Source organism: Amycolatopsis sp. NPDC034160, assembly GCF_055575355.1.
In genome coordinates this window covers 19178-42688 of the sequence record NZ_JBVISU010000005.1, presented here as the reverse complement: position 1 = coordinate 42688, position 23511 = coordinate 19178, and the positions used below count along the sequence as shown (strand labels likewise).

Sequence of the window (23511 nt, the reverse complement as noted above, 5' to 3'; positions counted from 1 at the left end):
CAGCTTGAGGCGACATCGACTTTGTACCGCGATGCTAGTCCTGTCCCGAGTTGTCGTTCGGGTGCGTCCAGTCACTGTTTTCTTGATCGATACCACCGCTGGTCACGTTCGCGGCGAGTCGTGACAGCAGTCCGGCCAGGGTGGTGATCTCTTCGGCGGTGAATCCGGCGCGGAGCCGCTTGTCGTGTGCGATCGCGGCTTTGGCGAGCCGGCGGAAGACCGTTTCGGCCTCGTCGGTGAGTTCGACGACATGTACCCGCCGGTTGTTCGGATCGCGCTGCCGGGTGATCAGTCCGGTGCTCTCCATGGCATTGAGGTGATGGGTGAGGGTGGCGCCCTGGATGCCGACCGCGGTCGCGAGTTCGCGCTGGTTGGCGACGCGCCGGGTTTTCAGTGTGATCAAGATCTGCCATACGGGCTGTGAGCCGCCTTCGGTGGCGAGGGCTTGGTCGAAGGAGCGCCCGACGGTCTTGGCGGTCTTGGCGAGGACGACGCCGATGGGGGCCGCGGTCGGTTTCTGCACGTCCGACAGCATAGCGGGCCCATCGAAGGGTTCGATGTCGAATCGTTCGTCGGCTCATGTTGCGGGCTCGAACGGCACAGAGGAAATCTTCTGCGCAGTACGGAGAACGAGAGCCGCGACTTCGGGGCCCGGTGGGCCGGCGCCGAGAGTGCTGGACACCTTGCGGGATGGTCAGTGCCGCGTGCTCGCGGTTGTCTCTCCGGAATCGTCAACACCCTGGACGCGGAGGTGTTTTCATATCGTGCGAACGAAGTGGTGTTTTTCGGGACTTTTGTTGTTCCGGTCGGCCCCGGAAAACGGTTACAGCCCATAAATCTATTTCATGAACCGATTGCCGGGGTGTTTTCGTCCGATCGGCGGGCGGCAGCGTGAAGATCGTTTCGCTAACCTGAGTCCGCCCAGTTCCCCGCCCCCCGTGTGGAAGTTTTGGGAAGGACCCCATGCTCACTACAGTGGTCGCCGCCGTGTCACTTTTCTCGTCGATAATAACACCCAATAGCTGGTCGCCGCCGCCGGTACCGCCGCCGGACCGGGTCGTCATCGACGTGGTCACCGTCAATGGCTCCGGCTGTCCGCCGGTTCCTCGGCCGTGGCCGTCGCCAAGGACAACAGCGCCTTCACGGTCACCTACAGCGAATACACCGCGCAGGTCGGTGTCGGCGCGAAACCGACCGACATCCGGAAGAACTGCCAGCTCAATCTCTACGTTCACGTGCCGCAGGGATTCACCTACGGTATCGCCAGTGCTGATTACCGCGGATTCGCCTCGCTCGAATCCGGCGCCAAGGGGCTGCAGCGGGCGAATTACTACTTCCAGGGTAATTCACCGACCGCGCATGTGAGTCATCCGCTCAACGGGCCCTTGTCGGACAACTGGCAATTCCGCGACGAGGCCGAAGGTGGCGTCATCGTCTACAAGCCGTGCGGTGAAGACCGGAATCTCAACGTGAACACCGAACTGCGGGTCGCTGCGGGTTCCTCGGACCCGAAGAAGACCACCAGTTTCCTCACGATGGATTCGACCGACGGAGCGGTCAAGACCACCTACCACTTCTCCTGGAAGACCTGCCCGACCTCCTGACAACGCCAGGGTGACGGCCTGCTTCCCGTCTGGAAGAAGGCCGTCCCACCCATGCCCTGACCAGGTCTCGTCCGCCTCGCGTCAGGACGTCGCCGCTCGTCATCGCTCCTCCGGCGGTGACGAGTGTTCCCGGCGACCCGTTTTGCCGGTCGCCGCGTTTTCCGGTGGCCGAAACCGTTTCGTCCGATCGGCGGGCGGTCGGGAAAGGATCGTCCCGCTGACATCGGATCCGCCCAGTTCCCCGCCGTGTGGAAGTTTTGGGAAGGAACCCCATGCTCAATGCGCTGGTCGCTGCCGTAACGCTTTTCTCGTCGGTCGTCGCACCGAATGGCTGGGTGCCGCCTGCCGCGCCTGCCGACAAGATAATCATCGATGTGGTGACCGTCAACGGGACCGGTTGCAGACCGGGTACCGCGGCCGTTTCCGTCTCGCCGGACAATACCGCGTTCACGGTCACCTACAGCGAATACACCGCCCAGGTCGGTGTCGGCGCGAAACCGACCGACATCCGGAAGAACTGCCAGCTCAATCTCTACGTTCACGTGCCGCAGGGATTCACCTACGGTATCGCGAGCGCGGATTACCGCGGATTCGCGTCCTTGGCGGCGGGAGCGACCGGACTGGAGCGGGCGAACTATTACTTCCAGGGCAATTCGCCGACCTCCTATGTGAATCACAACCTGAAGGGTCCGTTCGAGGACAACTGGCAGTTCACCGACGAGATCGAAGTCGGCGCCATCGTCTACAAGCCCTGCGGTGAGGACCGGAACTTCAACATCAACACGGAATTGCGGGCCGCGGTCGGCACTTCCGATCCGAAGAAGACCACCAGTTTCGTCACCATGGACTCGACTGACGGCGCGATCAAGACCACCTACCACTTCTCCTGGAAACCCTGTCCCAAGCCGAAGAACTGATCCGGTGAGGTGGCGGCCTTCTTCGAGCTCCGGCGAAGGAGGCCGTCACCCTTTCGCGGAAGGTGCGGGATCGGTGGCCTCCACACCGAACGCCCGGCCCAGCGCGATCACCGTCTCGTCGAGATGCCCGAGGCTGGTGAGCACCGAACGCGCCTGCGGATCGTCGATCCGGTCCGCCACCGGCGTTCCGTCGTCGCGGACCAGCGTCCCGTGTCCGGAACCGCCGGGAGCACTCGTCGCCTTCCTCAACACGGCGATGTTGTCCCGGATCCGCCCGGTGTACAGCATCAGCCGATCCGCCTCGTTCACCAGCAACCCGGCCTGCGACCGCGCCGCGACATGCCGGGCGCGGAAGGCGATCGTCTCCACCGTCGTCAGCACGTGCCAGCCGTAGTCGCGGCGGCTGCTGAGATTCACCGGATGGGTGAGCGGTTCGATCGTCGTACGGACCTTGTCCACCGCCCGGTCCAGATCGCGCGACTTCTCGATGACGCTCACGTTCTCCGCGCCGGACAGCAAGCCCGCGGCTTTCTCGACGAACTCGTCCAGCTCGTCCAGCAACGACGAGACGTCGTCGAGCATCACCGCACGGGTGCGGACCGGCACGATCACCACGGCCGCCAGCACGCCGGCCGCCGCGCCGACCGCGGTCTCCGCGACGCGGATCCACAGCACCTCGAGGCTGAAGGTTCCCAGCAGGCTGTAGAGCAGCCCGAGCATGCTGGTGATGAAGAAGGCCATGATCACCTGCGACACGCGCGCCATGTAGACCATGCCGAAGACGCACACCAGGATCAGTGCCAGCGTCGCCGGCACGCTGCCGGAGACCAGGAGGGTCAGCACCAGGCCGCCCACGATGCCGATCAGCGTGCCGCCGAGCCGGCGGACGCCCTTGACGAACGTCGCCCCCGCCGTGGACGAGCCGATGAACACCACGAACACGGTCAGGACGGCCCAGTACCACCGCTGGCTCGACACCAGTTCCCCGCCGAGGACGGCGAGCCCGCCGCCGACGACGGCCTGGATGGCGCTGCGTGTCTGGTTGTCGTAGGCGAACGCCGACGACTTCTCCTCTTCCGGATCCTCGGGGTCGTCGGCGGTATCGGAGACGTCGTGTTCGGCGACCCGCTGAGCCCGTACGTCGGCCAGCGCGAGTTCGGCGATGGCCCGTCGGACCCCGTCGCCTGTCGCGGCGTGCTCGTCGATGCGGCTGCCTTCCACCAGCATCCTGCTGAATTCTTCGGTCTCGCTGATCAGGGGCAGTTCCCGCGGGTCGCGTTCGATGAGCGACCGGAACCGCCGCAGGCGTGCGACCAGGTCGTCTCGGACGTCCTCGCCGAGTTCCTCGGCGCAGGTGCGCTGCACGGTGATCGTCAGCCACTGCACGGCCAGTTCGACCTCGATCGCGCGGCGGCGCAGCCGGTTCGCCGAATCCGCGCCGGTCACCTCGGGCGCGGTGTCCTCGATGAGCAGCACGGTCTCGTGCAGACGGGCGTTGGTGGTGCGGAGCCGTTTGCGGGTGCGCTCGCTGCCGCCGACCAGGAGGTAGTCCTCGGCCGCGCGGATGACCGCCGCGAGCCTCGCGCGGAACGCCCGCCGGATCCGGAGGAATTCCGCGTCGGTGTGCCTGCGGAGCAGGACGAACCGGACGACCGCGTTCGCCGCGATCCCGATGGTCAGCGCCAGTAGCAGGACCGGGACCTGTTTCAGGTGTGTCTGCAGGAACATCGCGAAGAAGAACAGGAAGAACGAGATCGATCCCAGCGCGATCCCGCGAGATCCGAACCGCTGCGCGTAGACCGCGACGAAGATCAGCAGTACGAATACGACGCTGTCCAGCGGTGGGAACGCGGAACCCGCACTCGCCGCGGTGAGCGACGCGGCCCCGAGCACGAGCGCCGAGATCAACGTCACCGCCTGCTGGCCGGAGGTGGCGTCGTTGACGGTGAAGGCGGAGGTCATCGCGGCGATCGCGGCGACGAGGGTGACCGTGAGCGGCTGGTGGAACGGCAGGATGGCCAGCACGGCGACGACGATGCTGAGCACGGCCGAGAAGCCGAGCCGGAGCCGGACCAGGCCGGGGTCGGAGGCGACCAGACGATCGGTCGTGGCCTGGGTAATGCGGGAGATCATCGGGCGAGCAGCTCTCCTTGGGCGAGGGTGACCCGCCGGGTGGTGGACGAGGTGATGCGGAGACGGTATCTGGCGTGCCTCGCGGGCTCGGAGAGGGCGAAGGGCCGGGTCTGACGGCGCCAGCGGAACTTCTCGCCTTCACGCCGGTCCAGTGGTATCCAGTGCTCTCCGTCGTCGGATCCCTCCAGCACCCACGAACGCGGATCGCCGCGGCGGCTTCCCGAGGTCAGCGTGTACATCACGACGTCACGGTGGCTGTCTTCGACGGGGAACTCGACGACGGGTTTGCCGCCGGGGAAGGTGACCTCGGTCTTGGTGGTGTCGTCGAACAGGGCGCCGTCGCCCACCGTGATGTCCGTGAGCGGGTCCGGGGCGGCCGGTTCGACGGGGGAGCGGCCCCAGTCCGACGGCTGCTCGCCCATTGTGAACTCCAGCGCCGCGCCCTCGGCCAGCACTGAATGCGGGAGGGTGCTGGTTTCGTGTGGGCGTCCGTCGATCGTCAGCCCGTGGACGTACACGGTGCGTTCGGTGTTGCCGGGCGCGGTGATGACCAGGTCCTTCCCGTTCTCCAGATGGACGGTCGCCTTCGTGAACAGCGGCGAGCCGATCGCGTATTCGGGGCTGCCCATGGCCAGTGGGTAGAACCCGAGGGCGGCGAAGACGTACCAGGCGGACATTTCGCCGTTGTCCTCGTCGCCCGGATAGCCTTGGCCCAGGTCACCGCCGACGTAGAGTCGGCGCAGGACCTCGCGCACGATCCGCTGCGTCTTCGACGGCGCGCCCGCGTAGTGGTAGATCCAGGGAATGTGGTGCGAGGGCTGGTTGGAATGCCCGTACTGTCCCATCCGGACGTCGCGGGCTTCGGTCATCTCGTGGATCAGGCCACCGTAGGAACCCGGTTTGCGGCCGGTCTCCGGCGTCGCGAAGAAGGTGTCCAGTTTGGACTCCAGCGCTTCGGTGCCGCCGTGCAGCGCGGCGAGCCCGGCACCGTCGTGGGGCACGGAGAAGGCGGTGTTCCAGGAGTTCGTCTCGGTGAAGTCGCCGCCCCACGCCTCCGGGTCGTAGCCCTCGGCGGCGAAGTGGCGGTTGCCGTCGCGGTTGCGGCCCTGGAAGAACCCGATCCGGTGGTCGAAGTGGTTCGCGTACTGCCGCGAGCGCTGCCGGAAGTACGCGGCGTCGTCGTGGCGGCCGAGCGCTTCGGCGAGATTGGCCAGGCCGAAGTCGTTCACGCAGCCTTCGAGCGCCCACGACAGGCCCTCGTGGACCGAGGTGGGCGTGAACCCGAGGAAGATCGACTCGTGCAGGCCCTTCCGGCCGACGCTTTGCCCGCGCGGAGTCACCGTCGCGTTCTTCAGTGCCGCTTCGTAGGCCGCCTCGACGTCGAAGTCCCGGACGCCCTTGAGGTACGCGTCGGCGAAGGCGACGTCGGAGCTGGTGCCGGTCATCAGGTTGGCGTAGCCGGGGGAGGACCAGCGCGAGATCCAGCCGCCTTCGCGGTACTGCTGGACGAACCCGTCGATCATCCGCCCGCACCGGCCGGGAGTGAGCAGGGCGTACGCGGGCCAGGTGGTGCGGTAGGTGTCCCAGAAGCCGTTGTTGACGTACATCTCGCCGTCGACGACCTTCGCGCCGGTCCGTGTGCGGGTGCTCGGCAGGAACCGGCGGACGACGGGGCTCGCGTGGCGGACGCCCTTCGGCGTGTCCTCGTGCGCGGAGTTCGGGTACAGGAACAGGCGGTAGAGGTTGGAGTAGAAGGTGTCGCGCTGGTCTTCGGTCGCGCCCTCGATCTCGACCCGGCCCAGTATCTCCGACCACGCGTCACGGGCCTGGTCCCGGACCTGTTCGAAGGTCGTCCCGGTGGGGATCTCCAGGTCGAGGTTCCGTTTCGCCTGCGTGAGACTGATCAGCGACGTCGCGATCCGCATCGTCACCTCGCTCGCCGCGAACTCCAGGAACCCGGTGACCGTGCGCCACATCGGACGCCGGATCTTCCCGCCTCGTACGGCGGTGACGTCGAACTCGGCGTGGACGAACATCCGCCGCGCGCCGGTCGACAGCCTGCTGCGTACCCAGGTGTGCCCGGTGACCACGCCGTTCGCCGCGTTCAGTCGCAGCCCGCCACGGTTGCGGGCGTTGTCGAACAGCAGCCAGCCGCGATCACCCGGGAAAGTGAACCGCATCAGTGCGGCGTGCTCTGCCGGGGCGATGTCGGCGGTGATGCCGTTGTCGAACCGGACACCGTAGTGATGCGGCCGGTCGATTTCGTCGTCATGGGAGAAGGTGAGCGCGCGGCGGGATCGGTCCGGCTCGACCGGCCCGATCCCCGGCATCACCTGGAAGGTGTGCCGGTCACCCATCCACGGGCTGGGCTGATGCGACAGCGCGAGCGCCTGCAGCGCCGGACGGTTCGCGGCGGTGTTGTGCCGGTGGTAGCTGTAGAGCCAGTTGGTGACGCCCGCGTCGGTGACCGGGGTCCAGAAGTTGAAGCCGTGCGGGACGGCCGTGGCGGGGAAGTTGTTGCCGCGTGAGAACTTGTCGCTGGAATGCGTGCCGCGGGTGGTGCGGACGTGCTCGACCGGCTCCCGGATCTCGACCACGCGCTCGGCGATCCGGACGTCGTCCACCCAGCCGCCGGGCACGCCGTCACCGGGCGGCGGTTCGCAGACCAGGACGATCCTGGCGATCCGCCGTCCGGCGAACTCGCCGAGCCGTCGGCGTACCCGATTCCACTGATCGACGTACAGCGTCTTGTCCAGGCCCTGCCCGGTGGCACTGAACCCGGCGGCCGTGCCGTCGGTGAACTCGACGTCGAGCGCCACGAACGTGCTGCGGTAACTGGGGACCGCGTCGGCCTCGGCCTCGGCCTCGGGGAAGACCACATAGGACAGTTCAGTGTGGCCGGTGACCTCGACGTCCACTTCGAACAGCGTCACGCGGAGCGTGCCCTCGAAGCGGAGGGCGTGCGCGCCGGTGAACCCCACGCCCGGCTTCGCCGTCGGCGACGACCGCGGCCCGGTGCCGACACGCAACACCGGATCCACCGGCTGCGGATCACCCGTTTCGAAGGAGGAGAAGAACCCGGTGATCGTCACCAGCCCACCGTAACTCGCACACGTCGGCACGGCCTGCCGGGCGGCACCGCATCCAGAGGACCAAACGCGTGAGGCGACGAACTCCTCACGACTGCCGTAGGATCGCGCTATCGGGGTAGAAACGTGCTCTCCGTGGAGCACGCGCACACGCGGTATCGACTGAACCGTCACTCCTTCCTTGCGAAGGAGTGTGCTGTGCGTCCCCATGTTCAAGGCCGGTCCCTGGTCGAAGTGTGGCCGGCTCTCTCCGGGCTCTCGGCCGTGTTCCTGTTCGAGATGCTCGACAACTCGATCCTCACTCTCGCGTTGCCGACCATCGGCCGCGAGTTCTCCGCCTCCGCGACCACCCTGCTATGGGTGACCGGGGCGTATTCCGTCGTGTTCGGCGGACTGATGTTGGCGTTCGGCGCACTGGCCGAGCGGGTGGGCAGGCGCGAGGTCATGCTCATCGGTCTCGTACTGCTCGGCGTGGCCAGCCTGGCGACGATGATCGTCACCGCCGCGTGGCAGCTCATCGCCGTACGGGCCGTCATGGGCATCGCCGCGGCGATGACGACACCCGGCTCGCTCGCCCTCGCGTTCCGCCTGTTCGACGAAGACGTGCTGCGCGTCCGCGCGACCACGCTGATCTCGACGGTGGGCCTGATCGGCCTCGCCGTCGGCCCCATCGTCGGCGGCCTCGTGCTCGCCGTGGCCCCGTGGCAGGCGTTGCTGCTGGTGAACGTGCCGGTCGCCGCGCTCGCGTTCCTCGGCATCCGCGCCGGCATCCCCGCCGACGATCCGGCCGACCTGCACCGCGATCCGATCGACGTCGCGGGCGCCGTCCTGGGAACCGCGACGCTCGTCCTCACGCTCGTCGCCCCCACACTCTTCGTCGAAGCGGGCGCCGCCTCGGCCCTGCCCTGGATCGCCACCGCGGCCGCGTTCGTCGCCGGAACCTGCTTCGTCCTCCGCGAGAAGACCGCCCGGCATCCGCTGCTCGAGCTGAAACTCCTCGCCCGGCCCCTGGTATCGAGCGGACTGGCATTCAAAGCCGCGTCTGGACTGGCGACCGCGGGCCTCGGCTACCTCGTGACACTGCACCTCCAACTCGGACTGGGCTGGGCACCCGCGCAAGCGGCCATCGGGATGCTGCCGCAGGTTGTCGTCCTGATCGCCGGCGGCGCGCTCATCGGCCACCTGATCATCCGCGTCGGCCTCACCAAGGCCGCCTGGCTCAGCGCCGCCTCGATCGTGTGCGGGCTCGCCGTCTACACCGCGTTCGGCGGGCTCGGCTACGTGTGGATCGCCCTCGCGCTCGCCTTGGTCGCGGCAGGTATGCGCGTGGTCGGTGTCGTGGCGGGCACCAACGTGATGCGCGGCCTGCCGTCGAACCGGACCACCATCGGCGCCGCGCTCGTCGACACCGCCGGCGAGGTCACGACCGGAATCGGCATCGCGCTGAGCGGCACCATCCTGGCGCTGGCCTTCCCCGGCGAGCTGACCGCCGCCCGGGAGCCGGCAGCTTTCCTGAGGGCGACCACCTACGCGGGTTTCGCCCTGACGGTGCTGGCCGCGGCCCTCGTCGGCTTCGGCATCTTGCGCGGCCGTCCTTTACAAAGCACACATCCTGTCGTGAGTGATATTGAGGAGTAGGGCAAATATGGCGTGATCGGCTCGTTGCCGTGAAGGTTTCCTTGCTTACGCTGCAGTCCAGTACTCCCCGCTGAGGCTCGGCGCGTCCTTGATTGTCCACAAGGGACGCTGTCAGACAACTCTGTGTCTGATTCAGGCCCTGCTTGTGCGGTTTGGGTCGGGTCGCGAGTGCCGATCAGGGTTATTTGAGAAGAAAGACAACCGTGTCGTGGTTGCGGGCGGGCAGGTTCGCCGAGGTGAGGGGAGCGCGAAGGCGTAACGCGCGTGCTCAGAGACGTAACTCGCGTGCCTGGACCCCGCACTCGGGTGTTACGCCTCCAAGCACGCGAGATCCGGCTCCAAGCACGCGAGTACGGCGCCACGTCACCCAAGCCACCACCCCGCCCCAACACGCCACGTCTGCCTCAACCCTCAATAGAACGACCCAAATCACTCACGACCCCCTCGCGAACCTCCTGACCGGGGTGTGGCGCTCAGGGCCTGCCGGAGGTCGTGGCCGACCTGACCTTGATCAACGGAGGATCGGGGACACTCAATGTCCCCGATCCTCCGTCGTCGATTCCGGCAACGGCGAACCACAGGTCAGTGACCCGACTTCGCCTTCACGTACCTACCGGAGGACTACAGCTTCGCGCACTGCCCGGCGGCCGGGCCGCGGACGGTGTTGCGTAGGTCGTAGTCCGTTGGAGCGGGGGAGTTGGCCGCGCACGCCAGAGGGCCGCCGATCGTGCTCGAGGTCAGCACCGGCCCCTTGTTGCCCGTCAACGCCACCGGCCCGCCGATCTCGGTCACTTCGATCGACACCGGTCCGGTCGCCCCGGTGATCGCCACCGGACCGTTCACCTTCGTCCGGTCGAGCACGATCTGCGCCGCGCCGTTCGCGGTCAGCGGCCCGGAGATCGTCCCGCCGCGGACGATCAGGCTCGCACCCGGCGCCACTGACACCGGACCTGACATCGTCGCGCCGTCCAGACAGGTCACCCCGTTCCGCACGGTCAGCGGGCCCTTGCGCTCACCCGTGATCGTCTGCGTGCACGCCGCGTCCGGCTTGCCCAGCACCTCGAACTCCGACAGCGACGCCTCCCCGCCCGTGGTCGCGGTGACCTCGAGCCGGTAGTAGGCGAAATGCGCCGGATTCGCGATCTTGAACGCCTTCGTCTGCTGCCGCCACGCGAACTTCTGGTCGGTGCGCTGATCCGCGACCGCCCACGTCTTCCCGTCGTAGGAACCCTTCAGCACCCAGCTCTTCGCGTCGCCGGCACCCTTCCCGGAAGTCAGCGTGTAGTACGAACCCGCCTCCTTCGCCGAAGGCACCTGGTACTGGATCGGCGCCGTGACCTTCGCCTCGGTCCGCGACGTGTTGTCGAAGAACGCCGCGTCCGCGCCGGCGACCGGCTTGGTCAGGTCGTGCACCGGCGTCGGCACCGCGTCACCCTTGGTGATCGACTTCGGCGCGTCGTCCGGGCCAGTACCCCACGACGACGGGTTCGGGCCCATGTCGAAGTCGAGCGTCCCGCCTCCTGCGATCGCCGCATGCGCCAGCGACGTCGAGGTCTGCGCCTTGCCGTTCACCTTCAGGCTCTGTACGTAGACGTTCTTGGCGCTGTTCTTCGGCGCGTTGACCACGATCTTCTTGCCTCCCGGCAGGTTCACGGTCGCCTTGGTGAACAGCGGCGAACCGATCGCGTAGTCCGCACTGCCGACCTGCAACGGGTAGAAGCCCAGCATGCCGAACAGCCACCACGCCGACTGCTCACCGTTGTCCTCGTCTCCGCCGTAGCCCTGGCCCAGCTCACTGCCGACATACAGCCGGGACAGTGCCTCGCGTACCTTCGCCTGCGTCTTCGACGGCTGACCCGCGTAGTCGTACATGTAGAGCGTGTGGTGCGCGGCCTGGTTGGAATGCGCGTACATGCCCATCCGGACGTCCCGCGCCTCGGTCATCTCGTGGATAATCCCGCCGTAGCTGCCGAACTTCAGCCCTGTCTCGGGCGTTGCGAAGAATTCGTCCAATTTGGACGCCAGCCCCGCCTTGCCGCCGTAGAGGTTCGCCAGGCCCTGACCGTCCTGCGGAACGGAGAACCGCATGCCGTACGCGTTGGTCTCGGTGTAGTCGATACCCCAGACCTCCGGGTCGAACTGCTCCTTGCTCCGGGTGAACTTGCCCGCCGCGTCCCGGCCCTGGAAGAAGCCGACACTCGGGTCGAACACGTTCACGTACTGCGTGGCCCGCTCGGTGAAGTACCCGTAGTTGTCCAGGTACTCCTGCTTGCGAGGATCGTTCGCCGGGGCCTCGTCGTAGAGCTTCTTCGACATGTTCGCGATGGCGTTGTCGTTGACGTAGCCCTCGATCGCCCAGGAGAACCCGTGGTCGGCGGTGTTCGGCGCGTACCCGAGGAAGGTGCCCTCGTCGATGCCCTTCCGGCCGACCGCGCCGTTGGGCGGGGTCACCGTGGCGTTCTTGATCGCCGAGTCGTAGGCCGACTGGACGTCGAAACCCTTGATCCCCTTGAGATAGGCGTCGGCGAACGCGGCGTCCGAACTGGTACCGGTCATCAGATCCGCGTAGCCGGGGGAGGACCAGCGTGAGATCCAGCCGCCGTCGCGGTACTGCTGCACGAAACCGTCGACCAGCTTCCCGGTGGTGTCCGGGCTGAGCAGCGAGTACGCCGACCACACCGTGCGGTAGGTGTCCCAGAACCCGTTGTTGACGAAGAACTCGCCGTCGACCAGTTTCGCGCCGGTCTGGGTCGGGGTGTCCTGGCCGGTCTTCGGTGACACCGGGCTCGCGTACTTCTTCACCGGCTTCTCGACCGTGCCGACGTTCTCGAAGCCCGAGTTCGGGTACAGGAACAGCCGGTACAGGTTGGAGTACAGCGTGATCAGCTGGTCCTTCGACGCACCCTCGACCTCGACGACCTTGAGCTTCTCGTCCCACGCCTTCTGCGCGGTGTCGGCGACCGATTCGAGCGTCGCGTTCGGGGCGAGCTCCTGCTCCATGTTCTTCTTCGCCTGATCGACGCTGATCAACGACGTCGCGATCCGCATGTTCACCGTCTTGTCGGCGCCCGCGTCGAACTTCAGGTAGCCGAGGACGTTGTCCCGCTTCTGGTCGCCCGAACCGGTCGACAGCTTCGAACCGGCGGTCACCGGCTTGTCGAAGGTGGCGTAGACGAACATCCGCGTCGCACCGGCGGACAGCCCGCTCTTCACGTCGCTGAACCCGGTGATCGCCCGTCCTGCCGGGTCGAGGGTGAGCCCGCCGTTGTTGTCGACGTTGTCGAAGATCAGGTTCGAGTCCGCTCCCGGGAACTTGAACCGGTACAGCGCCGCGTGATCGGTCGGCGCGACCTCCGTCTTGATCCCGTTCTCGAAGTCGACACCGTAGTAGTGCGCCCGCGCGGTCTCGTTCGAGTGCTTGAACGGCAGTTTCCGTGCCTCACGGTCCGGGTTCGGCACGCCCGCCGCGGTCGAGGGCAGGAACTGGAACGTCTGCCGGTCCGCCATCCACGGACTCGGCGCGTGGCTCGCGGAGAACGCCTGCAGCGCCGGGAGGTTCTGCTCGTTGTTGCGCGAATGGTAGGAGTACATCCAGCTCAACGTGCCCGCGTCGGTCGTCGGGATCCAGAAGTTGAACCCGTGCGGCACCGCGGTCGCGGGCATGTTGTTGCCCCGCGAGAACGACCCGTTCGACAGCGAGCCGCGCGTGGTCAGCACGTTGTCGGACGGGCGAAGGCTCGCCGGCGGAGTCGGGGTCGCCGAGACCTTGATGTCGTCCAGCCAGCCTTGCAGCGAACCCGGCCCGTCGGCGTTGTCGTAGCCGACCAGGATCCGGTCGACCGTCTTGCCCTTCGCGACCACGCCGATCTGCGAGCGCACCAGGTTCCACTGGTTGGTGTAGAGCACCTTGCTCGCGCCCTGACCCTGCGGCGAGAGCCCGAAACCGTACTGGTCGACCGCGCCGAGCTGGCTCAGGTAGGTGCCGTCGGTGAACGCCAGGTCCACCGCGACGTTCGTGCTCGGGTACTTCAGGTCACCGCGGATGAACTCCGGTTGCACCTTGTACGACAGCTCCGAGGTCGCCGCCACCGGGATGTCGACGTCGAAGATCTTGTTGTACGACCAGCCGTGCCCCTGCGCCTTGTGGCTGCCGGAGTAACGGAACGCGCGCAGGCCGGTGAACCCGACCCGGTTCTTGCTGGTGTAGCCGCTGCCGGGACCGCTGTCGGCGAAGCTGCGCATGTTCGGCAGCGCGGGCGGCGCCGGATCGTCGTTGGCCAGCAGCAGCTCCGAGAGTTGCATGATCGGGCCGCCGTTGTTCTTGGTGACGTCGAGCCGGAAGTACTTGTACGCGGCACTCGCGGCCGCGAGGCGGTACTCCTTCGTCTGGAACGGCTCGCCGAACTTCTGCCCGGTCTGCTTGTCCAGCTCCGTCCAGGTCTGGCCGTCTGCGGAACCCTGAAGCGTCCAGTCCTGCGGGTTGCGATTGTCGAAGTCGTTGGCCGAGGACAGCGCGTACCGCGTGATCGACGTCGGCTCGGACAGCGTGACCTGCGCCCAGCCGGTCGGCGTCCAGGCCAGCCACTTGGTGTCGGTCGAGCCGTCCACCAGGTTCGACACCCCCTCGTTCGGGGTGTTCTCGCTGTTGGCGGAGGTCTCGGTGACCTTGCCGCGGACGTCACCGGGGATGGTGGTGGCGTTCGCGCCGTCGACACCGAACGCCTTCGGTCTGCCGGACGGATCGGTGTCGACGGTGTCGCTCCACGTCGGCTGAGGTTCGCCCGGCTCGAACGAGGAGTAGAAGTCCGGCGGGAGGTCTTCGGCCGCGGCGGTGGCGGGCAGGGCTACCAGCCCGGACGCCACGACCGTGGCACTCAGAAGGCTGCAGACCCAAGGTCTGACGCTTCGGGGCATCGTTGCACCAATGCTTTCTCGCGGGGGGACCGGTGACGCCAAGAGAGAAGAACTCGGGGGTGACATCGATGTCAAGACACCCGGACAAACCTGGCCCGAACTGGACAACCCGGATGTCCCCAAACCCGGTGGACAACGGACGGGAGCGCGGCCAGGGTGGATGAGCCAACTGAAGCCGATCCGGAAACTGGGGTGGGGAAATGCGGCGGTTGTCCATGCTCGGCGTGGCAGCGCTCATCACGGCAGGCTCGATACTCACGGCTCCGGCGGCCACCGCCGGTGAAACAACTTTCCGCCCGGTGCGCACCTGCGCCGATCTCGTGCGGACCTACGATGTTCCCGGCGCGGTCACGCACGTCAAGACCGCGACCGTGGTGCCCGCGACGGCGACCGAACCGGAGAACTGCGACGTCCGCGGCTACGTCGAACCGGCGGTGCAGTTCCAGCTCCGGCTGCCGACCAAGACCTACGCGGGGCGCTATCTGCAGTTCGGCTGCGGCGGATTCTGCGGCGTGGTCAGCACCCCGCCGTTCGCCGACTGCGGCCTCCCGCACGGTGGCGACGTCGCGGTCGCGGCCACCGACGACGGGCACGTCGGTAAGACCCCCTCGGTGGTCGACGACGGCAAATGGGCCGAGAACGACCAGGCCGCCCGCGACGACTTCGCCTTCCGCGCACCGCACGTGGTGTCGAAGGCGTCCAAGCGACTCATCGCGGCGTTTTACGGCGCCCCGCCTAAGAAGTCCTACTTCAGCGGCTGTTCCGACGGCGGCCGGGAAGCGCTCCTGCTGGCACAGCGCTACCCGCACGACTTCGACGGCATCATCGCCGGCGCACCGGCCGGATACTGGGGCCCTCTCCTCGGCGTCTACCAAACGTGGCTGGCCAAGGTGAACACCGGCGCCGACGGCGGCCCCATCCTGACCAAGGAGAAACTCCCCGCACTGCACGCCGCCGCACTGTCCACTTGCGACAAGTCCGACGGACTCGGCGACGGCGCCATCGACGACCCGCGCACCTGTCGCTTCGACCCGGCCACGATCGCCTGCCCGCCGGGCACCGACAACGCCGGCTGCCTCACCCCCGCCCAGGTCGAGGCCACCAAGAAGATCTACGCTCCGCCGACCGACGAACGCGGCCGCAAACTGTATCCCGGCGGCCAGACCGTCGGCTCCGAACTCTCCTGGTACGGCTGGATCATCCCGTCGCCGGAAACCGGCGGCGTCCCCTTCGCCCAGGGACTCGCCGACAACTACCTGAAGTACATGGCCTACCCGATCGGGACACCGCATTCGTCGGTCGAGACGTTCGCCTTCACCGCCCGCGAATTCGACCGGCTGACCCCGGAAGGCGTCCGCTCCAACGCGATGTCGACCGACCTCGGCGAGTTCCGGCGCTCCGGTGGGAAACTCGTGATCTGGCACGGCTGGGCGGACCAGGCGATCCCCGCGGCCGGGAGCATCGACTACTACCAGCGCCTCGCGCGCGCCAACGGCGGCCTCGCCGCGACGCAGAACTGGGCCCGGCTGTTCATGGTGCCCGGCCTCTACCACTGCGCTACCGGCGACAAGCTCACCGAGTACGACCCGCTGAAGGAACTGGTCTCCTGGGTCGAACGCGGCACGGCACCGCACCGGACGATCGCCACCGGCCGCGACGCCGACGGCAAGGTCTTCCGCACGCGGCCGGTGTTCCCGTACCCGCTGCAGGCCAAGTACGACGGCACCGGAAGCGTCGACGACGCCGCGAACTTCGTGCCGGTCCCGCCTTCGCGGCCTTCGCAGGACATCGTGAACTGGGCGGGGAACAGCCTGTACGGGAAAGCGGGTCCGGTCGCTCCTTGACGCAGTTCTGGATTGCAATGAAGGGGCCTTTCATCGCGAATTTTGCGATGAAAGGCCCCTTCATTGCGCGGGACCCAGCCCTACGAAAGAACGCCGTCCAGCAGCCGCACCCGCCGGTCCGCGATCCGGTGCACTTCGTCGTCGTGCGTCGCCACGATGACCGCGGCGCCCTCCTCGGCACAGCGTCGCAGCAGCCGCAGCACCCGCGGCGTGCTCCCGGCGTCCAGGTGCGCCGTCGGCTCGTCGGTCAGCAGCACCCGCGGCCGCCCGCTGACCGCCCTGGCGAGCGCGACGCGCTGCTGTTGCCCGAACGACACTTCCAGCGGATAACGGTCGCCGAGTTCGCCGATCCCGAGTTCCTCGAGCAGTTCCGAAACCCGCGCGTGGATGTCCTTCGCGCTGGGTTTGGGGATGTCGGACCGGAGCCGCAAGGGCAGCGCCACGTTCTCCGCGATCGTCAGTTCGTTCGCGAGGCCGAGTGCCTGGGGCAGAACGGCGCAGGTGTGCCATGGCGGCGCGCCCGCTATCGGGACGCCGTCCAGCGAGACGCTGCCGGAATCGGGCGAGTCGAAACCGCACAGCAGGGCCAGCAGCGCGCTCTTGCCCGAACCGGACCGGCCGGACACGGTGACCAGCTCGCCCGCGGCCACACTCAATTCGAGCCCGCGCAAGACCTCGACGTCCCCGCTGGGATGGGGGAACCGGCGGCGCAACCCGACGGCCTCGAGGGCGGGTTCCACCGTCACGGCATGACCTCCCGTTCTTCGACGCCCTGAAGCGTGCCCTTGTGCATCCGCGCGACGCGGCTGCCAAGCGCGACGAGCCGATCGTCGTGCGAGGCGACGATGACGGCGAAATCCTGATCCGCCAGATATTTCAGCGTGTCGAGCACCAGGTCCGCCGATCCCTCGTCCAGCTGTGAGGTCGGTTCGTCGGCGAGGACGACGGTCGAGCGCCTGGCCAGTGTGCAGCCGAACGCGAGCCGCTGCTGCTGCCCGCCCGACAGCGCCGAGACCCGCCAGCCGCCGGTACCACCCAGTCCCAGCTGTTCGAGGATGTCGTCCGGCAGGCATTCCGTTCCGGCCGACTCCGCCGCCGCGCGGAGATTGTCGGCGACGCTCAGATACGCGAGCAGGTTGTCGGTCGGGTTCTGGAACACCAGGCCGAGATGGTTTCTCCGCAGGGCGCGCCGGTCGCGGTGCCGCAGCTTGCCGGTTTCGGTTCCCTGGAAGGAGATCGTGCCCCGCGCGGGCTGTTCGAACAGGCCGAGCGTCCGCAGCAGGGTGGACTTGCCGGAACCGGACGGCCCGGCCAGCACGGTGATCCCGCGCGCGGGGATGTCGATGGTGACGTCGTCGACGCCGGTGACGGTGCCTGCCGGCGTCTGGTAGTCGACGCCGATCCCGCTCAGCCGGAAGATCGGTTTCTCAGGCACGGATCAACTCCGCGGTCCGGGCGGTGCGCACCGAGCGCATCGCTATCCAGCCTGCCAGCGCCACGACGAGCACACCGACGGCGAGTACGGTCAGTGCGAATGGGGTCGGGTTCGGCAGCGCCGACCTCGGCGCGAGGAACGTCGCCGGATCGAAGCGTGGCACCGAAAGACCCGCGACCGAGATCCCGCAGGCGACACCGATGACCACGGCGAGCCCGCTCAGCGCGCCCAGTTCCATCAGATGACTCGCCAGCAGGGCGCGCGGCCGCATCCCCATCCGCAGGACCAGCGCCCCGGCGAGGGCGTTCTGGCGTCTGCGGACCTCGACCGCGACCAGCAGCGACAGCACCGCGACCACCCCGAGCACGGCGCCGAGCAAGGCCATGAACGAGAACGTCCAGGACACGACGTAGAACGGGAGCGCGTCGAGTGCCGATTCGCGGGTGATGCGGTTGGGCTGCGTGATCCCGGCCGCGGTCAGCGACTCGGTCAGCTGCGCCACCGGCGAGGCGGACAACAGGCTCCACTTCGGCACCGCGGTCAGTTGCGCCGGGCTGAGCGATTCCCGTGAGATCACGTATCCGGCCTTCGTGCCGATGATCGGGAACATCGGCAGCTCGCCGACCGTCCTGGCGTCGCCGAGCCCGGCGGGCAACCCCGGTATCCGGGCGGCGGCGTCGCCGATCCGGATCGCCGGGACACCGGCGCCCGGCGCCGACAGCCGCCCCAGGAGCGTGTCGACCTCGTCGGCGGAGAGCGGGCCGAGCGCGGCGCCGCGCCGGAAGGTCCGCGGATCCACGACCAGGACGACACTGCCCGTGCCGGTCAGTTCACCGACCACCGTGCTGCTGCCGCTGATCTCCGGCGGCAGCGGGGTCTTGCCGGTGCCGATGACACTTTCGGTGTCCACCCGGGTTTCGGCACCGACGAAGATCGCCGACTTGGTGTGCAGTGCCTCCTCCTGGCCGCGGGCGATCCCGATCCCGGTCGCCAGCGTGCCGATGGCCAGCGTGCCGATCACGAGCACCCCGGTGACCGGCGCGCGGGCGCTGGCGAGCCGCCGGATCGCCAGTTGCAGCGCCGGCCGCGACCACAGCCGCGCGCGATGCGAGGCGTGCAGCGCGAGCCAGGCCAGCCGGGCGGCGAGCAGACCGACGGTGAGCACGACGAACACCGGGTAGGTGAGTGCGAGCGGGTCGACCTGGGGGAGAGGGTTGCCGACCCGGGACCCCTTGCCGTAGTCGACGAGCCGGTTCCAGCCCAGCAGCGCCACCCCGGCGGTGAGCAGTTCCCACGGGAAGATCGTCAGGAGCTTCACGCCCTTGCGGCGTCCGGACCGGATCCGGCCCAGTTCGAACTCCCGGTGCGTGCGGACGGCGATGACGCCTGCCAGCAGCGCGAGCGACGCGAGCAGGATCGCGGCCGCGACAAGGAAGCCCACGAACTGTGCGCCGCCGTCCGGTTCACCCGGTGGCCCGTAAACGCCGAGGAGCAGCCGCGCGAGTACCGCCCCCGCCACACCTCCGACGAGGATCGGCAGCCCGAGTTCGGCGACCGCGAGCAGGCCCAGCGCCGCCGGTCCGCTGCCACGGGCCGCGAGGAGCCTGAGCTGCGCGTGCCGTCGCTGGTGCCATTGCAGGGCTACCGTGCCGATCCCGGCGCAGCCGACCAGGACGCTGATCGCGGCGAGCGGCAGGATCGAGATGAGGACGTTCGACTCGGCTTGGTTGCTGATCATCACCGACCGCTCGAACGGCAGCGACCCGACGATCGCGTCCCCCAGGCCGCGGGCGCCCAGATCCGCCTGCACGTCCGCGATCAGCGCCTTGGACCGCTCCAGCAGGTCTTCGGCCTCGCTGACCGTCTTCGGCGGCGTTTCGTAGAATGACAGGTACAGGGTCTTGATCACCGGCAGCCCCGCCGTGCGGACCGCGTCGTCGAAGGTCTTGGCGTCGGTGGCGAACATGACCGAGTCGACCGGGTCGTTGGCCAGCCGGTCCACCACGGCGTTCCGTTGCTGTGAACACCACCAGCGGGGCGCCGGGTCGAGCAGGTCGCGGTACAGGCCGGTCACCGGGGGCAGTGCGGCGCCTTGGTACTTCGGCGTGGTGCCGACGCCGATCTTTTCCGCACCGGCGACGACGGTGCCGAGCCACAGACCCGCGTCGCGCGACCCTTCGGACAAGGTGAGATTGTCGAGACCCGCTTGATCCCGGTAGCCGAGCGCGACCTTGTAGTTGGGGTCACCATTGAATTCGGTACCGCGGATGACGTGCGTATAGCGCGAGGTGACCGGAGCGTCGAACCCATGAGCCGGCGCGTGACGCTGGACCGCGGAGATGACTTCGGGGGCGTCGCCGACGGGGACGTTCCCCTTGCTGAAGACCGGGCCATAGCTGTCCGGGCAGGTGATCCCGGTCTGGTACGCGACGCCCGCGCCGCCCGCCGCGGAGGCCTGCAGCACCGCTGCGGTGCCCAGGAAACACGCGAGCAGGGCGGTCACCGCCGCGATGATCAAGGTCAGGGGACTCGTCAGTGCCGCCCGTGGAGCCGCTCGCCACGGCATCGTCACTCTGGGCCCGCCGGGAGCCCCCCACCTCACCCGCATGGTTAGGCACGCTACCGGTCAGGGCGGCTCGGCAACAGAAAGAAATCACCCTTTGTTGTCGACGTGAAGTAAATCCCTGGTCCATGTGGTGATACGCGTGTACTTCTCTTGACCCTCTGTCACCAGGTCGTCGATCGGTGTCGTCGCGCCGCTCGCCACCTCCGCCGAGAATGCGTTTTCTCCGAGAGCCGCGACGAGGACTCCGGTGATCCGGTCGACGTCTCCGCGTTCGCCCTTCGCCAGGGGAGCCCCCACCGATTCCCGGGAGGCCGCGGCGGCGCCCAGAAGCCGCGCCGCCCGGTGGTACTCGCCCGCGGCGGCCTCCGCTCCGGCCAGCCCTTCCAGACCGAGCGCGATCGCGCGGGGATCCTCGCTGTGCCGGGCGATCGCCAGCCCGTCCAATTGGAGCCGCTTCGCCCGCGCCGCGTCACCGCGCTGTTCGGCGATGAACCCGAGTTCGGCCAGTACCAGGGTGCTGCCCGCTTCGGACTCCACCCGGCGATGCCAGTCCAGAATGGACAGCAGCCGCTGCTCGGCCTCGTCGAGCAGCCCCTGCCGTCGCGCGCCGAGCGCGAGCCCTGTCTCGGCATAGACCTCCGCGGGCTTGAAGCCGTGTTCGACGGCCAAGGCCCTGGCCCGTTCGTGGAACTTCTTCCCGCCTTCGAAATCGCCGGTGAGCAGCGCCGTCCGGCCGAGCCACGACAGTTTGTAGGCGACCTCCGGCCACAACTCCAATTCCTCCGCGCGGCGCAGGCTTTCCCGGTGGACACGGGCGGCGTGCTCGTAGTCCCCGGCGATCGCGGCGAGCATGCCGAGAACGAACGACGCCTGCAGCCAGCCCCAGCGCTCGCCCAGGTCGTCGAAGATCCCGGCGCTCTGTGCGGCCATCCGGCCCCCGCCGGTGAGGTCGCCTCCGGCGATCAGGTGGCCCGCCCGGTCGCTCAGCGCGGCCGCGGCACTCCAGTCGTCACCGACCTCTCTGGCCGTTTCCAGCGCGCCGAGAGTGAGCTTCTCCGCCCGGCACAGATCGCCGACCGTGGACCAGGCGTAGCCGAGGAACCACAGGGTCCGGGCCCGCGCCACGGGATCGACGATGCCCCACACGGCTTCCTCCGCCGCGTCCTCAGTGCAGGTGCCGTCGAGAATCGCGATGCCGGCACACCAGCCCAGTGCCTGCGCACGTTCGTCACCGGTCTCGATGCCCGTGTCGAGCACCAGGTTCAGGGACCGCCGGGCCTCGGTGAGCCGTCCCCGGAGGAACCAGAACCACGTCATCGCGTTCACCAGCCGCAACGCGAGCCGATGTTCGCCTTGCCGCAGCAGGGTTTCCAGCGCCCGCCGGGTGTTGGCGCCCTCGGCGTCGAGCCTGTCGAGCCAGCGCCGCTGTTCCTTGCCGCGCAATCCCGCGTCGCCGCGCTCGGCCAGCTCGACGTGGAAACGGGCGTGCCGCAAGAACAGCTCATCGAGTTCGCCCGCTTGCCCGGCGTGTTCCGAAGCGTAGGCCGAGACCGACTCCAGCAACCGGTACCGCGGCTCGCCATGCCTGCCCGGTCTGCTGACCACCAACGATCGGTCGACGAGCCGGGACAGCAGGTCCAGCACGTCACCGGAAGCGATCTCACCACCGGCGCAGACCGACTCGGCGGCGTCGAGACCACAGCCTTCGGCGTGCACGGCGAGCCTGCGCAACACTGTCTGCTCGGGCTCACTCAGCAGGCTCCAGCTCCAGTCGATCATCGCGCGCAACGTCTGCTGGCGACGCGGGCCGCCCCGCCTGCCCGAGGACAGCAGGCCGAACCGGTCGTCGAGGCGGGCGAGGAGTTCCTGCACGCCGAGTGTCCGGACCCGGGTGGCGGCGAGTTCGAGTGCCAGCGGGATCCCGTCCAGCGTGCGGCAGATCCGGGCGACCACCGAGGCGTTCTCCGCGTCGAGCGCGAACCCCGGAGCGGCCGCCGCGGCACGGGCGGCGAACAGCCGGACGGCGCTCGATTCCCGAACGGCGGCGAAATCGCCCTGCTCGGGCAGATCGAGCGGCGGAACCGCCCACACGGTTTCGGCCGGGAGTCCCAGTGGTTCCTGACTGGTGGCGAGCACACGCAGCCGGGGCACCGCCGCCAGCAGTCGCTCCACCAGCGCGGCGACGGGCTCGACGACCTGTTCGCAGTTGTCCAGGACGAGCAGGATCTCCTTCTCGCGCAGAGCATCGGCCAGCGACCGCGTGAGGGTTTTCGCCGAAGTGGCCTCCTCGTGGAGATCCAGCGCGGCCGTCAGGACGACGGCGACGAGGTCTTCCGGCGGGCACGTCGGGCACTCGACGTTGTCCAGACCGGCCAGTTCGACCAGCCAGACGCCGTCGGCCATCGTGAGCGTCGACGCGGCCTCGACGGCGAGCCGGGTCTTCCCGACCCCGCCAGGGCCGGTGAGGGTGACCAGCCGGGTGTCGGTGACCAGCGCGCCGACCTCCTTGACCGCCGTCGTCCGGCCGATCAGCTCGGTCAGCGGCTCCGGCAGGTTCCCGCGCACCGGTTCGGTGGCGCGGACGCCTTCCAGCTCCGGGCTCCGGGTGAGAATCGCCTGGTGCAGAGCCGCCAGCTCCGGCCCCGGCTCCAGACCGGACTCATCGCGTAGACGAGTGCGCAGTTCGGCGTAGGTTCCGAGCGCCTCACTGTGCCTCCCGGCGGCGTACAGCGCGCGCATCAGCAGGCCGCGCAGACGCTCGCGAAGCGGATGCCGTGCGACAAGACCGGTCAGTTCACCGGTGAGGACGCCGTGTTCGCCGAGCCCGAGCCTGGCTTCGGCTCTGTCCTCTTCGGCGAGCAGCCGTTCCTCCTCCAGCCGCTGTGCCGAGGCCACCGCGAACGGTTCGTCCTCGAACCCGCCGTACGCGGGCCCGCGCCACAAGGCCAGCGCGTCCGCCAGCAACGCGGCACGGGCGCGAGGATCGACGGTGTCCCGGGCGCGGGCGAGGAGGGCGCGAAACCGGTGGACGTCCAGGTCGCCCTCCTCGACGGCGAGAACGTAGCCGGCGGGTTCATGGGTGACGAGTTCCCGCGCGCCCGGCTCGACTCGGTCGAGCGTGCGGCGCAACTGGGAGACCTTGGTCTGCAAGGTGTTCCCGGGGTTGCCCGGCGGATGCTCGCCCCACAGATCGTCGGTCAGCGACGACACCGACGCCGCCCGGCCGCCCCGGCTCAGCAGCGCGGCGAGCAGCAGGCGGACCTTGGCCTCGGGCACGACGACGGGCTCGCCCGCGGTCGTCCACACGGCGAGTGGTCCCAGCACTCCGAAACGCACGAAACCGACGTTAGCGCGGACCACCGACAAGTCCG

Annotated in this window: 11 protein-coding genes and 1 pseudogene; 4 read left to right on the top strand and 8 right to left on the bottom strand. The window is 68.3% G+C overall.

The genetic code is table 11. From position 1 onward, the window contains the following. Positions 1-34: 34 nt before the first annotated feature. Positions 35-523 carry a MarR family winged helix-turn-helix transcriptional regulator gene (locus tag ACZ54P_RS13585; protein WP_465461830.1) on the bottom strand — a complete coding sequence of 163 codons (489 nt, stop codon included), beginning with the start codon at positions 521-523 and terminating at the stop codon, positions 35-37. Between the two features lie 440 nt (positions 524-963). On the opposite strand from ACZ54P_RS13585, the pseudogene ACZ54P_RS13580 reads away from it, so the two are divergent. Together ACZ54P_RS13580 and ACZ54P_RS13575 are read left to right on the top strand one after the other, a co-directional pair. Continuing rightward, positions 964-1604: pseudogene (locus ACZ54P_RS13580) on the top strand (DUF4360 domain-containing protein). A 272-nt stretch (positions 1605-1876) separates the two neighbouring features. Further along, positions 1877-2521, top strand: a complete 645-nt coding sequence (locus tag ACZ54P_RS13575; protein WP_465461829.1) for a DUF4360 domain-containing protein — start codon at positions 1877-1879, stop codon at positions 2519-2521. Positions 2522-2566: 45 nt separating this feature from the next. Here ACZ54P_RS13575 and ACZ54P_RS13570 read toward each other — a convergent pair whose 3' ends face one another. Then, entirely contained in the window at positions 2567-4654 is a 2088-nt protein-coding gene (locus ACZ54P_RS13570) for an FUSC family protein (RefSeq protein WP_465461828.1), read from the bottom strand. Continuing rightward, positions 4651-7746 carry a GH92 family glycosyl hydrolase gene (locus tag ACZ54P_RS13565; protein ID WP_465461827.1) on the bottom strand — a complete coding sequence of 1032 codons (3096 nt, stop codon included), beginning with the start codon at positions 7744-7746 and terminating at the stop codon, positions 4651-4653. Before ACZ54P_RS13565 ends, ACZ54P_RS13570 begins: the two co-directional genes overlap by 4 nt. Positions 7747-7941: 195 nt before the next feature. Here ACZ54P_RS13565 and ACZ54P_RS13560 point away from each other — a divergent pair, with 195 nt between their 5' ends. Continuing rightward, on the top strand, positions 7942-9381 hold the full coding sequence (locus ACZ54P_RS13560) for an MFS transporter (protein WP_465461826.1): 1440 nt from the start codon (positions 7942-7944) through the stop codon (positions 9379-9381). Between the two features lie 621 nt (positions 9382-10002). Here ACZ54P_RS13560 and ACZ54P_RS13555 read toward each other — a convergent pair. Further along, positions 10003-14295 (bottom strand): GH92 family glycosyl hydrolase, encoded by a 4293-nt coding sequence (locus ACZ54P_RS13555; RefSeq protein WP_465461825.1) that lies wholly within the window; start codon positions 14293-14295, stop codon positions 10003-10005. A gap of 200 nt (positions 14296-14495) precedes the next feature. Between ACZ54P_RS13555 and ACZ54P_RS13550 the strand changes: the two genes are divergently transcribed. Next, on the top strand, positions 14496-16139 hold the full coding sequence (locus tag ACZ54P_RS13550; protein WP_465461824.1) for a tannase/feruloyl esterase family alpha/beta hydrolase: 1644 nt from the start codon (positions 14496-14498) through the stop codon (positions 16137-16139). Between the two features lie 80 nt (positions 16140-16219). Here the strand turns inward: ACZ54P_RS13550 and ACZ54P_RS13545 are convergent, their stop codons facing one another. The 4 genes from ACZ54P_RS13545 to ACZ54P_RS13530 form a co-directional block, all read right to left on the bottom strand. After that, positions 16220-16885: an ABC transporter ATP-binding protein gene (locus ACZ54P_RS13545; RefSeq protein WP_465461823.1), complete on the bottom strand. Its 666-nt coding sequence runs from the start codon at positions 16883-16885 to the stop codon at positions 16220-16222. Then, on the bottom strand, positions 16882-17574 hold the full coding sequence (locus ACZ54P_RS13540) for an ABC transporter ATP-binding protein (RefSeq protein ID WP_465461822.1): 693 nt from the start codon (positions 17572-17574) through the stop codon (positions 16882-16884). The genes ACZ54P_RS13545 and ACZ54P_RS13540 overlap by 4 nt, the downstream gene beginning before the upstream one ends. Further along, positions 17567-20140, bottom strand: coding sequence for an ABC transporter permease (locus ACZ54P_RS13535; RefSeq protein ID WP_465461821.1), 2574 nt, complete (start codon positions 20138-20140; stop codon positions 17567-17569). Before ACZ54P_RS13535 ends, ACZ54P_RS13540 begins: the two co-directional genes overlap by 8 nt. 87 nt (positions 20141-20227) lie before the next feature. Continuing rightward, positions 20228-23476, bottom strand: a complete 3249-nt coding sequence (locus tag ACZ54P_RS13530; protein WP_465461820.1) for a BTAD domain-containing putative transcriptional regulator — start codon at positions 23474-23476, stop codon at positions 20228-20230. Between the last annotated feature and the right edge of the window lie 35 nt (positions 23477-23511).

Coding starts and splice junctions, on each gene's coding strand:
- ACZ54P_RS13555 (WP_465461825.1), bottom strand. CDS start 14,295: ATGCCCCGAAGCGTCAGACCTTGGGTCTGCAGCCTTCTGAGTGCCACG.
- ACZ54P_RS13570 (WP_465461828.1), bottom strand. CDS start 4,654: ATGATCTCCCGCATTACCCAGGCCACGACCGATCGTCTGGTCGCCTCC.
- ACZ54P_RS13550 (WP_465461824.1), top strand. CDS start 14,496: ATGCGGCGGTTGTCCATGCTCGGCGTGGCAGCGCTCATCACGGCAGGC.
- ACZ54P_RS13575 (WP_465461829.1), top strand. CDS start 1,877: ATGCTCAATGCGCTGGTCGCTGCCGTAACGCTTTTCTCGTCGGTCGTC.
- ACZ54P_RS13535 (WP_465461821.1), bottom strand. CDS start 20,140: ATGCCGTGGCGAGCGGCTCCACGGGCGGCACTGACGAGTCCCCTGACC.